The sequence below is a fragment of the Botrimarina colliarenosi genome (genome assembly GCF_007859955.1).
Lineage (GTDB): Bacteria > Planctomycetota > Planctomycetia > Pirellulales > Lacipirellulaceae > Botrimarina > Botrimarina colliarenosi.
The window spans coordinates 161440-175535 of sequence record NZ_SJPR01000001.1; the positions used below are offsets into that span (position 1 = coordinate 161440).

General features: G+C 66.7%; 9 protein-coding genes. 4 read left to right on the forward strand and 5 right to left on the reverse strand.

The features are described 5' to 3' along the window. Window positions 1-7: 7 nt before the first annotated feature. Window positions 8-3778 (forward strand): methionine synthase, encoded by a 3771-nt coding sequence (gene metH, locus Pla108_RS00625; protein ID WP_146441473.1) that lies wholly within the window; start codon window positions 8-10, stop codon window positions 3776-3778. A gap of 310 nt (window positions 3779-4088) precedes the next feature. On the opposite strand, the gene msrB is transcribed toward metH, so the two are convergent. Both msrB and msrA read right to left on the reverse strand, forming a co-directional pair. After that, complete coding sequence (gene msrB / locus Pla108_RS00630) at window positions 4089-4724, reverse strand: peptide-methionine (R)-S-oxide reductase MsrB (RefSeq protein ID WP_231934226.1); 636 nt, start codon at window positions 4722-4724, stop codon at window positions 4089-4091. A 29-nt stretch (window positions 4725-4753) separates the two neighbouring features. Next, window positions 4754-5428, reverse strand: coding sequence for a peptide-methionine (S)-S-oxide reductase MsrA (gene msrA, locus Pla108_RS00635; protein ID WP_146441475.1), 675 nt, complete (start codon window positions 5426-5428; stop codon window positions 4754-4756). Window positions 5429-5786: 358 nt separating this feature from the next. On the opposite strand from msrA, the gene aroF reads away from it, so the two are divergent. Then, a complete protein-coding gene (aroF, locus tag Pla108_RS00640; RefSeq protein ID WP_231934228.1) occupies window positions 5787-6788 on the forward strand; it encodes a 3-deoxy-7-phosphoheptulonate synthase in 1002 nt (333 codons plus the stop codon). On the opposite strand, the gene Pla108_RS00645 is transcribed toward aroF, so the two are convergent. Together Pla108_RS00645 and Pla108_RS00650 are read right to left on the reverse strand one after the other, a co-directional pair. Next, window positions 6785-8704 (reverse strand): hypothetical protein, encoded by a 1920-nt coding sequence (locus Pla108_RS00645; protein WP_146441479.1) that lies wholly within the window; start codon window positions 8702-8704, stop codon window positions 6785-6787. The two genes, aroF and Pla108_RS00645, sit on opposite strands and share 4 nt — an antisense overlap. 111 nt (window positions 8705-8815) lie before the next feature. Beyond that, the gene (locus Pla108_RS00650) at window positions 8816-10198 is read right to left on the reverse strand and encodes a hypothetical protein (protein WP_146441481.1); all 1383 of its coding nucleotides are present in this window, start codon (window positions 10196-10198) and stop codon (window positions 8816-8818) included. Window positions 10199-10463: 265 nt separating this feature from the next. Here Pla108_RS00650 and Pla108_RS00655 point away from each other — a divergent pair, with 265 nt between their 5' ends. Together Pla108_RS00655 and Pla108_RS20705 are read left to right on the forward strand one after the other, a co-directional pair. After that, window positions 10464-11699, forward strand: coding sequence for a Glu/Leu/Phe/Val family dehydrogenase (locus tag Pla108_RS00655; RefSeq protein WP_146441483.1), 1236 nt, complete (start codon window positions 10464-10466; stop codon window positions 11697-11699). A 290-nt stretch (window positions 11700-11989) separates the two neighbouring features. Then, complete coding sequence (locus Pla108_RS20705) at window positions 11990-13054, forward strand: alpha/beta hydrolase (protein WP_197526112.1); 1065 nt, start codon at window positions 11990-11992, stop codon at window positions 13052-13054. Window positions 13055-13057: 3 nt separating this feature from the next. Here the strand turns inward: Pla108_RS20705 and Pla108_RS00665 are convergent, their stop codons facing one another. Next, window positions 13058-14092 (reverse strand): threonine aldolase family protein, encoded by a 1035-nt coding sequence (locus Pla108_RS00665; protein WP_146441485.1) that lies wholly within the window; start codon window positions 14090-14092, stop codon window positions 13058-13060. Window positions 14093-14096 lie beyond the last annotated feature (4 nt).

The window sequence follows — 14096 nt, forward strand, 5'->3', positions numbered from 1 at the left end:
TTTCCCTATGCCGCTCGAAGCCGCTGCTGACCAGACCGAACTGCTCCAGTCCCTGATGGCCGAGCGGGTGCTGCTGCTCGACGGCGCCACGGGAACCCAGACCCAGGCCCTGGGGATCGGCGAGGCCGAAGTCCGGGGGGAGCGGTTCGCGGATCACCACAAGGACCTCAAGAACTTCGGGGATTTGCTCTGCCTGACCCGTCCCGAGGCGGTCCTGACGATCCACCGGCGGTATTTGGAGGCCGGGTCCGACATCGTCGAGACCAACACCTTCGGCGCCAGCCCCGTCGGCATGCTCGACTTCGAGTTCGCCGAGGCGGGGCACGACCCCCTAGCGCTCTGCCGCGAGATCAACACCGCGGCGATCCGTCTGGCGAAGCAGGCGTGCGCCGAGTTTACGGAGAAAGACCCGAGCAAGCCGCGGTTTGTCGCCGGCTCCATCGGACCCACATCGAAGCAGATGGCGATCTCGACCAGCGTCGATGACCCCAGCTTCCGCGGCACGACGTTCCATACAATGGCCGACTCGTACTACGAGCAGGTCAAGGCGATGGTCGAGGCGGGCGTCGATATCCTCCTCGCCGAGACGGCGATCGACACGCTGAACCTCAAGGCGTGCCTGTTCGGCATGCAGCGGTACTTCGACGACTCCGGCCTGCGCGTGCCGGTGATGGTCTCCGGGTCGTTCGACAAGGCGGGCGGCACGTTCGTGTCGGGCCAGTCGGTCGAGGCGTTCTGGAACGCGTTGTCGCACTTCCCGATGCTTTCGATCGGGATGAACTGCGCGCTCGGGCCCGACGTGATGCGGCCCCACTTGGAGGAGCTGCAGCGGGTCGCGACGGCGCCGATCAGCTGCCACCCCAACGCCGGTTTGCCGAACGAGATGGGTCAGTTCGACCTGAGCCCCGCGGCGATGGCCAAGATGGTGGGCGAGTTCGCCGACGAGGGCTGGGTGAACATCGTCGGCGGCTGCTGTGGCTCCGGCCCCGAGCACATCGCGGCGATCGCCGACCGCCTCAAAGACGCCAAGCCGCATCGGCGGACCGAGGCGCCCGCGCGGCTCCGGCTCAGCGGCACGCAGCCGATGGAGCTGCGCCCCGACGCGCCGTTCCTGATGATCGGCGAACGGACCAACGTCACCGGCAGCCGTAAGTTCGCCCGCCTTATCAAAGAAGAGCAGTACGAGGAGGCGATCGAGGTCGCCCGCGAGCAGGTCGCCAATGGCGCCAACATCATCGACGTCAACATGGACGAGGGGCTCCTCGACTCCGAGACGGTAATGACGAAGTTCCTCCGCCTGATCGCGGGCGAGGGCGACATCGCCGCTGTGCCGGTGATGATCGACAGCAGCAAGTGGTCGGTCCTCGAGGCGGGCCTGCAGGCGGTGCAAGGCAAGTCGATCGTCAACTCGATCAGCCTCAAAGACGGCGAAGAAGAGTTCCTCCGCCGCGCCCGCCTGTGCCGCGCCTACGGCGCCGCGGCGGTGGTGATGGCGTTTGACGAAGAGGGGCAGGCGGCCGACGAGGACAGCAAGGTCCGCATCTGCAAGCGCGCCTACGACTTGCTCATCAAGCCGGTCGAAGATGGGGGCGCCGGCTTCCCGCCCGACGACATCATCTTTGACCCCAACATCCTCACCGTCGCCACCGGCATCGACGAGCACAACAACTACGCGGTCGACTTCATCAACGCCACCCGCCGTATCAAGCAAGAGTGCCCCGGGGTAAAGGTCTCGGGCGGCGTCTCGAACATCAGCTTCTCGTTCCGCGGCAACGACGCGGTGCGCGAGGCGATGCACTCGGCGTTCCTGTACCACGCCATCCGGGCGGGCCTCGACATGGGGATCGTCAACGCCGGCCAATTGGCGGTGTACGACGAGATCGACCCGAAGCTCAAGGAACTCGTCGAGGACGTGCTCCTCAACCGCCAGCCCCGTACGGAGGGCGAGTCCGCGACCGAGCGGCTGGTCACCTTCGCCGAGACGGTCAAAGGGCAGGGGGGCGCGAAAGCGGTCGAGGACGAGGCCTGGCGCGAGGGGACCGTCGAGGAACGCCTCAAGCACGCCCTCATCAAGGGAATCGTCAAGTACGTCGAGGAAGACACCGAAGAAGCCCGCCAGAAGTACCCGAAGTGCCTGCGCGTGATCGAGGGGCCGCTCATGGACGGGATGAGCGTCGTCGGCGACCTGTTCGGCGCGGGGAAGATGTTCCTCCCGCAGGTCGTAAAGTCGGCCCGCGTGATGAAGAAGTCGGTCGCCTACTTGCTGCCGTTCATGGAGGAAGAGAAGGAGGAGGGGGACAGCTCGAGCAGCACCCGCGGCACGGTCTTGATGGCGACGGTGAAGGGGGACGTCCACGACATCGGCAAAAACATTGTCGGCGTGGTCCTCGGGTGTAACAACTTCAAGGTGATCGACCTCGGCGTCATGTGCTCGGCGGAGAAGATCCTTGAGACCGCGCAGACCGAGGGGGTCGACGTCATCGGCCTGTCGGGCCTGATCACGCCGAGCCTCGACGAGATGGTCCATGTCGCCCGCGAGATGAAGCGGCTGGGGATGTCGGTCCCGTTGCTGATCGGCGGCGCCACGACCAGCGCGAAGCACACGGCGGTGAAGATCGCCCCGCATTACGACAGCGAGAAAGGCTCGGGGGGCGTGACGCACGTGCTCGACGCGTCGCGTTCGGTTGGTGTCGTCGAGAAGCTGCTCAGCGCCGAGGCGCGTGAGGAGTTCGAGTCGCAGAACCGCAAGCTACAAGCCGACTTGGTCGCCAGCTACAACAAGCGGCAGTCGGTGACGCTCAAGCCGTACGCCGAAGCGAAGGCCGCACGGTTCGCCACCGACTGGCAGACCGTCGACATCCCGACGCCGGAGTTCACCGGGGTGCGGGTGCTCGAGAAGTTCCCGCTCGCCACGCTGCGCGAGTTCATTGACTGGAGCCCGTTCTTCCAGACGTGGGAGCTGCGCGGCAAGTATCCCAAGATTTTCGAGGACGCGACCGTTGGCGCCGAAGCGAAGAAGCTCTTTGCCGACGCGAACGCGCTGCTCGACCAGATCATCGCGGAGGACTTGCTCGAGGCGCGGGCCGTCTACGGCTTTTTCCCCGCGGCGGCAGACGGCGAGGACATCATTGTCTACTCCGACGACACCCGCACGGCGGAGCGCTGCCGGTTCCATTGCCTGCGCCAGCAGTGGGAACGCAAGGGGCAGAAGGAGTTCCGCTCGTTGGTTGACTACGTAGCGCCGGTGGAGTCGGGCAGGGAGGACTACGTTGGAGGCTTCGCCGTGACGGCCGGCCTCGGCTGCTCGGAGCTCGCCGCCAAGTACGACGCCGACCACGACGACTACAACTCGATCATGGTGAAGGCCCTGGCCGACCGCCTCGCCGAGGCGTTCGCCGAGTGCCTGCACAAGAAGGTCCGCGGCGAATGGGGCTACGGCAAGGACGAGGACCTGACGAACGAGGACCTCATCAAGGAGAGTTACCGCGGCATCCGCCCGGCGCCCGGCTACCCGTCGCAGCCGGACCACACCGAGAAGCGGACGCTCTTCGACCTGCTCGGCGCGGAAGAGGCGGCCGGCGTCACGCTGACCGAGTCGTTCGCGATGCAGCCGGCGGCGAGTGTGAGCGGCCTCTACTTCGCCCACCCCGACGTGCGGTATTTCTCCGTCGACCGGATCTCCAAGGAGCAGGTCGAGGACTATGCGAAGCGGAAGGGAATGTCAGTAGCACAAGTCGAACGCTGGCTTGCGCCGAACCTCGGTTACGAGGCCAGTTGAGCCTAGAACTTTATGAGACCTGAGCACCTTGTGGGACTTGAGAACCTTGTGGGACTTGAGAACCTTGCAGGAGGCGTCTCCGACGCCGATTCGCCACGGCATGCTGTGCGTCATCGCGTTGTCGGGCAACGCGCGGCGCCCGATCGCCAAAGGCGATCCAAGGTGAGCCGTCGGCGCTAGCCGCGGGTGAATCACCCGTGGGGCCACCCGCGGCTAGCGCCGACGGCTCACCGAGAGGCGGACGCCCGCGTCCGCACGCTCAACCCCAACCTTCGGTCTTGACAGAGCTCTCGAGATTTCTTCGCGGCATTCACGGCTCGATAGACGGCGCAGCCTCCTCGACTCTCGCAGGCTGCTTAGCGGGCACAAAACGCATGGCCGCCGAGTTCATGCAGTAGCGCAGCCCGGTCGGCGCGGGGCCGTCGTCGAAGACATGGCCCAGGTGGGCGCCGCAGCGGGCGCAGCGCGTTTCGGTCCGGGTCATCATCAGGCCACGGTCCTCGTGCTCCGTGATCGCCTTCTCGTCGGCCGGCTTGAAGAAGCTCGGCCAACCGCACCCCGCGTCGTACTTCGTGTCGGAGGTGTAGAGGAGCAAGCCGCAGTTGACGCAGCGATACTCGCCAGCCTGCCTGTTGTCCCAAAACTCATTCTGGAAAGGCCTCTCGGTGCCGGCCTGGCGCGTGACGCGGAACTGTTCGGGGGTGAGCCGCGCGGCCCAGTCGACCTTCTTCCAATCGGTGTTAGGTGGCAGCGGCTTATCGGCGCCCGCCTTCGCGTCCCTCGGCGTGGCGGTGGCTTCTTTGGCGTCAGAGCTTGCGGGGGAAGCGACGGCGGTAGCGCCGCCTTCGTCCGCCGCTGGCGTCTTGGCGAATACCGCGACGACGGCGAACGCCACGGCGGCGACGCCCGCCATCATCAAGAGGTACTTCATGACTTGGGACTTCATCAAGGCGGTCTCCATCACGGCGGTCTCCATCACGGCTTGAGTTTGTCGGCGAACGCCTTGCGGTACTTCTCTAGCTTGGGGGCGACCACCGCGCGGCAGTACCCCTGCGTCGGGTTCTTGGCGAAGTAGTCCTGGTGGTACGGCTCGGCGGCGTAGAACGTTTCGAGCGGCGCGATCTCGGTGACGATCGGCCCAGAGAAGGCGCCTGCTTTGTCGAGCGCCGCCTTCACCTCTTCGGCAACCTGCCGCTGTTCGTCGTCGTGGTAGAAGATCGCCGAGCGGTACTGGGTGCCGACGTCGGCGCCCTGGCGGTTGAGCGTCGTCGGGTCGTGCGTGCGGAAGAAGATCTGCAGCAAGTCCTTATACGAGACGACGGCTGGGTCGTAGGCGACTTGGATCACCTCGGCGTGCCCCGTCTGCCCGGTGCAGACCGCCTCGTAAGTCGGGTTGATCGTCTGGCCGCCGGCGTAGCCCGAGACGGCCGAGTCGACCCCGGCGGTCGCCTCGTAGACCGCTTCGGTGCACCAGAAGCAGCCGCCGCCGAAGGTGGCGAGTTCGTGGCCCTCCGCCGGTGCGGCGGGAAAGTCTTCGGTGGGGGCTTCGCGGGAGTCGCGGTCTTGGGCGTCGGCGGACATCAGCGGGAGGGCTCCAAGGGTCGTGAGGGTGGCCGCGGCGGCCAGCAGCAGGATAGGGCGGGCGGTCATAGGCGGAAGAGGTGTGGGGAGGGCGGTTCGAGGAGAGGGGGCAGCCATAGTTTAGGCCGTTCGTCGCCAACGGCGAACACAGGCGGCTTTCTGCTTGCGTTCGGACGCCATCGAGCCGATACTCCCAACATGCTTACGTGGCGCAACGACTACCGGTTTACCTGCTTCTTTGGCTTCTTTTACGGGAGCCAAAGGCCCGGGGGTCGTGCGTAACGCCGCGTAATGCGAGCTAGATCACACGAGTGAGTAAAAAACTCAGCCCCGAGGCCCCAGCGGCCGCGGGGCTTTTTTCGTAGTCATTTTTCAATTTCGGCGCCCGCCCAACCCCTCACGCCCCTTCACTGAAATGATCGTTGTCATGAAAACCTCGGCCACCGAGGACCAGCTAAAGCACCTGGTCAAGCATGTCGAGTCCCTCGGGCTCAAAGCCAATGTCCTCCGCGGCACCGAACGGACCGTCGTCGCGGCGATCGGCGACGAGCGGGTCATCGGCGTTACGGCGCTGGAGAGTATTCCCGGTGTCGACAACGTGATGCGGGTCCTGGCCCCCTACAAGCTGGCTAGCCGCGAGGCCCATACCGAGACCTCGACGATCCGCGCCGGCTCGTTCGAGGTCGGCGGCAAGGCGATCGGCGTCATCGCCGGGCCGTGTAGCGTCGAGAGCGAAGAACAGATCGTCGCCACCGCCAAGGCGGTCAAGGCCGCCGGCGCGACGGCCCTCCGCGGCGGCGCGTTCAAGCCCCGCACCAGCCCCTACAGCTTCCAGGGAATGAAAGAGGACGGCCTCAAGCTGCTGGCGACCGCCCGCGACGAGACCGGCCTCGCCATCGTCACCGAGGTGGTTTCCCCCGAAGACGTCGACCTTGTCGCCGGTTACGCCGAGGTGCTGCAGATCGGCGCCCGCAACATGCAGAACTACCGCCTGCTCGAGGCGTGCGGCCGGGCCGACGCGGCGGTGCTGCTCAAGCGCGGCCCGAGCGCCACGATGGACGAACTGCTGCTCGCGGCCGAGTACATCCTCGACGGCGGCAACTCGCGCGTGATGCTTTGCGAGCGCGGCATCCGCACGTTCGAGGCGCACACCCGCTTCACGCTGCCGCTGGCGAGCGTTCCCTACCTACAGCAGAAGACGCACCTGCCGGTAGTGATCGACCCCAGCCACGGCACGGGGCACACCTACATGGTGTCGTCGCTGGCGAAGGCCGCGATTGCCGCCGGCGCCGACGGCGTGATCGTCGAGGTCCATCCCGATCCGGAGAACGCCAAGAGCGACGGCTACCAGACCCTCAGCTGCGAGGCGTTCGCTACGATGATGGCCGAGTGCCGCCGCATCGCCGAGGCGGTCGACCGGACGCTTTAGTCGCCGGCTTTGTCGGTGAGCTCTGACGCAATCGATCGCTGCTGGTTGATGGCGTCGGCTCGGACGACGAGCACGCCGGAGGCGGCGTCGTAGGCCGCGTTACCGGGTGACGCGGCGATGACCGACGCCGCTTCCGAGGCGGGGAGTGCGTAAAACTCGGTGGTCGCGGGCTGTTCGACGGCGTCGGGGGTCGTCAGCCAAAGCGTCTGCTTATCGAAGGCGCCCCACGTCAGCCCAATCCCGCCGAGCACGCCGTCGAGGGCGGTGCGCCACGGGCGGTTGGTGGCGCTGCACTCGAGAGTCGTCCGCGGCCCGATCCCCGCGTCGGCTAGCGCACGCCAATCGACGAGGATCGACAGGCCCGTGACGCGACGCCAGTAATTGATGACCTCGGACAGTGGCGTCGGCTCGACAAAGCTGAACGTCGTGCGGCGGTCGAGCGTGGGGGCAAGCGTCACGAGCGACGGCTCGACCGACAGCAGTGACCGCGGGTATTTCGTCGCCGTCGGCAGGCCCCGGGCGATCCGCAGCCGTTCGCAAAGGACGACAAGCTCGTACTGCGTCGCCATCGGCGCCGTGAGAGTCAGCCCGCCATCGGCGTCGATGACAGCGTCTTCTGGAAGGGGCGCCACTCGCTGGAGCAATTCGACGAGTCCCTCGGCGTTCGCACCCGCGAGGTCTTTCATCTGGTGCGTGATCGTGCGTACGGTCTCGGCTCCCCGGCGACCGACGGTGACGTGCGGTCCGTCGGTGGCGTAGGACAAACGCAGCGGCTTGAGCGCCAACTCCAGCAGCTCGGCGAGCGTAACGTTTTCGCCAACCAAATTGACCGGTTTCGTCGCGGCGACGCCCGCCTGGCGCAGGGCGGCGGGGTCGATCGTGACCGGCGCGCCCGCCAAGTCGCCAACCAGTCGCAAAGCTTCGTCGAGCGGCACGTCACGAAGATCGACAGACGGAAGGAGGTAGGCGAGCGCCCCCTGCGCGGAACCGACGGCGGGGCCGGTGGTCGCGTCGCTCGGGCCGAGCTGGACGAAGACGCCCGCGTGCTGCGCCGCGGCGGCGAGCCGCTGGTCGAGCGACGGCTCGGCCTCTTGCTCCTCTTCGGCCGCAAGCGAGTTGGGCGTAGCGACGCTAGGCGAAGTGGCTGACGCCGCGCCCTTGCGGAGGACCACTTCGACTTCGCCCGGATCGAAGCCGAGCGGATCGATTTCGGCCAACGGCTTGTCGGGCTCGATCACGTTGGGAAGCTCCGGCTGGCTGGCGTAGGCGACCCGCTCGATCGGTGGCTCGGTCGCTTGCTCAATCGGCTCGGGGGTTTCCGGCAGGGGGTCTAGCTGTCTCGGTTCGGGCGCTGTCTCGACAAAGAGTTCGGGCTCGACAAAGAGTTCGGGCTCGATCGCTTCGGTTTGGGAGAGCGGCGCCGCGTCGTCGACGGCCTCCGATTCGTCCGGCGTCGATTCCGCCGCCAAACTCGCTGGCGGGGACTCTGGCGGAGCAGCCGCGCTCTCAACGGTCGGGGCGGCCGGCGCGCCGATCTGGCTGGGATCGCTCGATCCCTTCACTAACCACACCGATAGGACGAGACCCGACGCCAACGCGACGCCAGCCATTGTCAGCCATGGCATCGAGAGGGTCGCGGAGGGGGCGACCGGCGCCTCGGCCGCGGGTGTCTCACTGGCGGTGGACGCGGAGGTCGCTTCGGCAAACTCACCTTGATCGGCTTCTTCGAGCGTCGCGTTCATCGCCAGGACAACGGGCGCCGTTGCGGCGGCGTTGTTCGACGACTCGAACGCCTCGCGCGTGATGAGGACCATGCTGCCGCACTTCGGGCACGCATGCACCTCGCCGATGAACCCGGCGTCGCGCACCTTCAGCCAGGACTGGCAGGTCTCGCATTGGACGCGGAAGGTGTTCAAGGCAGCGCTGAGTAATTACGAGAAGCAAGGAACACGGATCAACACGGAGTCGATGGATGGTCGCGGATGGCTTCTTGCGCCGAAAATCCGCGTTCTATTCGTCGTGAAGAGCTATTCCGATTGAAAGACGGTTGGCAATTCGTCGCCGTGACGGGCGGCGGCGGCTCGGGTGGTGATCGCGACGCCGTCGTCCGTGACCACGTAAACGAGTTTTTGTCGGGGGTCGGCGGGGCCGGTTGCGAGTGGGTCGGGGTTCGCTTTGCGGAGCACATCGACCAGCGCCTCGACGGCGGGTTTCTCCATTACGTCGAGCGCGATCATCTGGTTGCGAGTGATCCCCTCTAACTGTAGGTCGCGTCCACGGATCTCGATGGCGGTGGCGAGCGTGTCCGACAAAATCGCTACAGCCGTTTCAAGCGATTCCCGGCGGAACTGGATCGTAACGGGGGTCTGCAAACGCTCGGCGATCGGGATCGCGGCGAGCGACGGCGCCGTTGTCGATGCGGGGGTGATGACTGGGGGCGCGGCTAGCTCCGCAACGATCCTCTCCGCAGCGAGCGCGAGCTGGTGGGCGGCCCCGGGTGGGGCGTAGCCGTTGACCACCGCCTGCCGACCATCCACCCCGCGGCGGGCGTAGTCGCCGACGACCGCTAGCATCCGGGGCGAACGCTCGACGACCGCCGCGCTGTAAGAAGCCCAATTCCGGGATTTGACTACGGCGGCGAGGTCGCTCGACCAGCCTTCGGCCCGCTGCAGCACCGCCGCCGCGGTGCGGGTCTCCGGCTCGGCGACGTTGGCGAGCACCCGCAGCTCCCAGTAGAGCCGTTCGGCCTCGTCGAGGTGGAGGCTGATCGCGACCGCGGCCCATTCGTCGCGGGCCTGGGCCAGCAACAGCTCACGCAGCGGCGCCCACGGCCCCGCCAGCAGCGAGCCGCCGTCTCCCAGCAAGAATCGGGGCGAGAAGATCAGCGTCACGTGCTGGTCGCGGTCGGTCGTCTCGAGCAACTGCTCGATCTCACGCGGCAGCAGGGGCAGACGGTCGGTCGGTTCCGGATCGATGGCGACAGTGGTCGTCACGGACTCGTACGACGCGCCCGGGCCGACGCCGACGGTGAGGGTCTTGATCGCCGCTAGCGGGCCGGACTCCTCCAGCAGAACGCCAAGGTCTGCCGCGGGGCCCAACGCCTTCCAGACGCGGCGTCCCTCTGCGCTGCTGAGCAACGCGGCGGGCCTCAGATGCAGGAAGAGGCCGCTCCCCTCGGGGCAGAGCGACGGGTCAATTGGCCCGCCCCGTGTCGGCGACGCCCAGAGCGTTTTGCCGTCGTCCGGGATAAATCCATCGCCCGGCTTCTCGACGGCCGGCGTTTTGACAACCGACGTTTCGACAACGGCGGGCGTCGCGGTGGGGACAGAAGGCGGCGGCGGGTTTTGTCCACAACCAATCGCCACACCCAGCGTAAGAGAGAGCAAGCGGTGCATCGATCGGCGGGGCATCCCTCCAGTCTAAGGCCCCGCTACAGACGCCGCTATTCGGGCCTATCCTCGGAGAGAATTCGGGGCGGCAGGGAGCCAACCGGTGAGGCCGAAAACGGCGGCGATTTTTCGTCTCGCTTCTCCGGGAAAGAACGCTCCCTGGGTCGGGAGACGCCGATTTCGCGATTCCCCCGCCGCTGGTATGGTGCGCCCCAGGGGGGGCGACGACCCCGCCGCCTGAATCCGATCGCCCGGCTGCTCCTCCTCCCTCTGACCGAGCCCACGCATGAAAGCCTTCGAAGCCGTCCAGCACTACTTCCATAAGGCGGCCCACGAGCTCGGGATGGCGTCCCCGATGCGCAAGTTGCTAATCACCCCAGAACGCGAGCTCACGGTGCAGATCCCACTGCGGCGGGACGACGGCACGCTCGAAACGCTCGTCGGCTATCGGGTGCAACACAACTCGTCCCGCGGACCGATGAAGGGGGGGCTCCGCTACCACCACGAGGTCGATCTCGACGAGGTCCGCGGCCTCGCCTCGCTGATGACCTGGAAGACGGCCGTCGTCAACATCCCCTACGGCGGCGCCAAGGGGGGCGTCACGGTCAACTCACGCAATCTCAGCAAGGACGAGAAGGAGCGGATCACCCGCAAACTCATCGACTCGATCCATCAGGTGATCGGCCCCGACCTCGACATCCCGGCCCCCGACATGGGGACCAGCCACGAGGAGATGGCTTGGATCATGAATCAGTACGCCAAGTACAACGGCTTCAACCCGGGCGTCGTCACGGGCAAACCGGTCGAGTTCTATGGCATCCCCGGCCGTGAGGAGGCGACCGGCCGCGGCGTCGGCCTGCTGACGCTCAAGACGTTGGCGCGCCTCGGCCGCAAGGCGCCGGGGACCTCGGTCGCGATCCAGGGTTTCGGCAACGTCGGCTCGCACACCGCCAAGTTCCTCAGCGAAGCCGACTGCAAGATCGTCGCCATCGCCGACCGCACCGGCGCTTGGTACGACCCGGACGGCATCGACGTCCGGGCGGCGCTCAAATACGTCTGTGACAATGAGGGACAGCTCGATGGCTTCGAGGGGGGCAAGCGAATCCCCGGCGAAGAACTGCTCGAGCTCGAGGTCGATGTGCTCATCCCGGCGGCGCTCGGCGGCGTCATCCACGAGGGGAACGTCGAGAAAGTAAAGGCGCCGATCATCATCGAAGCGGCCAACGCCCCGATCACGCCCGAAGCAGACGACCGACTCCACGAGCGGGGCGTCGTTGTGCTGCCCGACATCCTCGCCAACGCCGGCGGCGTGACGGTCAGCTACTTCGAGTGGGCGCAGAACCGCCAGTTCTATAAATGGACACTCGACCGAGTCCGCGGCGAACTCGACCGCACCCTGACGCACGCCTTCGACGAGGTCTGGGACCGTGCGAAGGAAAAGAAGATCGGCCTCCGGACGACGGCGTTCATGGTCGGCATCGAGCGCGTCGCGCGGGCGGCGGAACTAGCGGGCCTGGGTTAAGAACCCCACCAACAGCGCCCCCACTCAAGAGGAAGGGGAGCCCTAAGCGTCAGCGCCGGGAGTCGAAGCGGGCACCCGGCGCCACTCCCGGCGCTGGCGCTTAGGGCTCCTAAATTCGACGCCGTCGGCCGAGCCATCACTCGGCTTGCTCCGGTGACAGACCCCACGTTTCTTCGAGAACGCAGCTTTTTTGCGGCGCCGCAGATTGTCGGTTTGGTTTCAGAAGTTGCCGTCATCGTGGCGGGGACGCTAGGAAGTCGAACTCGAACTGGCAACGAGGACGCGGTCTCATGAGAAAGTTACTCGGTGGTTTGGGCTGCGCGCAGGTTCTTGCCGCAACCAGTCTGGCGTGGCTAACGGCGACTTGTTCAGCGCAGCTCCGCGCGCCGAACTACGACGAATTGGTCTACGCGACCGTCGATTCAGGAGGCGCCGATCGGCAGTTACATCTCGATCTATGGTTGCCCGATGACGCCGTCGGCGAGACGCCCCTCGTGCTCTGGATTCACGGCGGCGGTTGGTCCGGCGGGACGCATGACCAGCTGCCGGTTGCGTTAGGTCAGATGCTCAACGCCGGGCTGGCGGTGGCGTCGGTCGAGTACCGGCTGAGTGGCGAGGCGATCGCCCCGGCGCAAATCCACGACGTCAAAGGGGCGGTTCGCTTCTTACGCGCCAACGCGGGACTTTACGGACTCGACTCCGAAAACTTTGCCGCTTGGGGAAGCTCGGCGGGCGGGCACCTCGCCGCGTTGCTCGCCACGTCGGGCGGCGTCGCGGCGGCCGAGGGAGATGTCGGCGGCAACCTCGACTACTCCAGCTCGATCCAAGCGGCCGTCGACTATTACGGGCCGACCGACCTGCTGCAGATGGACGCCGACGCCGCGGCGGGGGTGGGAAGTTTCATCGAGCACGACGCCCCCAACTCGCCCGAGTCGCGGCTGATCGGCTTTGACGCTCCCGGCGAAGGGATCGGCGTTCTGCGAGAGAACCTCTTCAACCCGGCGGCACCGTTCCCCGAGAAGGCGTCCTTGGTTTCGCTCATGAACCCGATCACGCATGTGTCGTCCGACGACCCCGCCATGTTTATCGCGCACGGCGACCAAGACACGAGCGTTCCCTTCCAGCAGAGCATACGGCTCGTCCAAGCGTTGAACTTGGCCGGGGTCGAGAATGAGTTCCGACGTGTCGTCGGCGAGGGGCACGGCGGGCCGCTATTTCAGCCCGTAAGTGTCGAGGCGGTCGAGTTCTTGGTAGGACGATTAACGTCACCCATTCCCGAACCATCGACCGCTCTGCTCCTCAGCGTCGGGATGATCATCGCCACGCAACGACGGAGTGGTAATCGTCGTCCCTAGGCGCTAGATCACCGCCCGCAGCGCTTCGATCGCCCGCTCAATGTCCTCGTCGCCAACGTCGTGATGCGTCACGGCGCGGAGGCGCTGGGGGGCGGGCCGGGTCATCAGCACCGCGTGGTGGACCAAGCGTTCGGTCAATTCGGCGGCGGTCCCGATCGCCGGGTCGATCTCGATGACGACGAGGTTCGTGTCGCAGCGGTCGGCCAGCAGGCTCAGGCCCGGTGTGTGACGCACCGCGTCGGCAAGCCGCGTCGCCCGGGCGTTGTCTTCAGCCAGCCGTTCGACGTGATGGTCCAACGCGTACAGAGCGGCGGCGGCGAGGATCCCCGCTTGTCGCCAACCGCCGCCCAACGCCTTGCGGGTGCGGCGGGCGGCCGCGATCAGGTCGGCCGGCCCGGCGAGGGCCGAGCCGATCGGCGCGCCGAGGCTCTTGCTGAAACAGACGCTCACCGTGTCGAACGGCGCGGACAGGTCACGGATCGCCTCGGCCCACGGCTGGCCGGTGGCGACGGCGGCGTTCCAGAGGCGGGCGCCGTCGAGGTGCGTCGCCAGACCGCGGCCGTGGGCCCAGTCGCAAGCGGCGCGGACGTCGTCCTGGGGAAGGCGCGCGCCACCCCAGCGGTTGTGCGTATTCTCCAGCGTCAGCAGACGCGTCCGCGCGTAGTGCAGGTTGTCGGGCCGCACCGCGAGGTCGAGCGTCTCGATCGCCGGCAGTCCGCCGTCGGACGAGAGCGGGTGGGCCGCCACGCCCCAGAGTTGCGCGTAGGCGGCCTGCTCGTAGTAATAGATGTGGCAGTCGGCGTCGCAGAGAAACTCGTCCCCCGGCTGGCAGTGGACGCGGACGCCGAGCTGGTTGCTCATCGTCCCCGACGAGACAAAGAGCGCCGCCTCTTTGCCGAGCAGTTCGGCGGTGCGTTCTTCGAGCTGCTGGACGGTCGGGTCCTCGCCGAAGACGTCGTCGCCAACCGGCGCCGCCGCCATGGCTTGGCGCATGGCGGCGGTCGGACGGGTGACGGTGTCGCTGCGGAGATCGATCATGCGG

What these genes read in the sequence shown, in the direction of transcription:
- aroF (WP_231934228.1), top strand. Translation starts at nt 5,787, where the DNA reads ATGAAAACCTCGGCCACCGAGGACCAGCTAAAGCACCTGGTCAAGCAT.
- msrB (WP_231934226.1), bottom strand. Translation starts at nt 4,724, where the DNA reads ATGAAGTCCCAAGTCATGAAGTACCTCTTGATGATGGCGGGCGTCGCC.
- Pla108_RS00655 (WP_146441483.1), top strand. Translation starts at nt 10,464, where the DNA reads ATGAAAGCCTTCGAAGCCGTCCAGCACTACTTCCATAAGGCGGCCCAC.
- msrA (WP_146441475.1), bottom strand. Translation starts at nt 5,428, where the DNA reads ATGACCGCCCGCCCTATCCTGCTGCTGGCCGCCGCGGCCACCCTCACG.
- metH (WP_146441473.1), top strand. Translation starts at nt 8, where the DNA reads ATGCCGCTCGAAGCCGCTGCTGACCAGACCGAACTGCTCCAGTCCCTG.
- Pla108_RS00650 (WP_146441481.1), bottom strand. Translation starts at nt 10,198, where the DNA reads ATGCCCCGCCGATCGATGCACCGCTTGCTCTCTCTTACGCTGGGTGTG.
- Pla108_RS00665 (WP_146441485.1), bottom strand. Translation starts at nt 14,092, where the DNA reads ATGATCGATCTCCGCAGCGACACCGTCACCCGTCCGACCGCCGCCATG.
- Pla108_RS20705 (WP_197526112.1), top strand. Translation starts at nt 11,990, where the DNA reads ATGAGAAAGTTACTCGGTGGTTTGGGCTGCGCGCAGGTTCTTGCCGCA.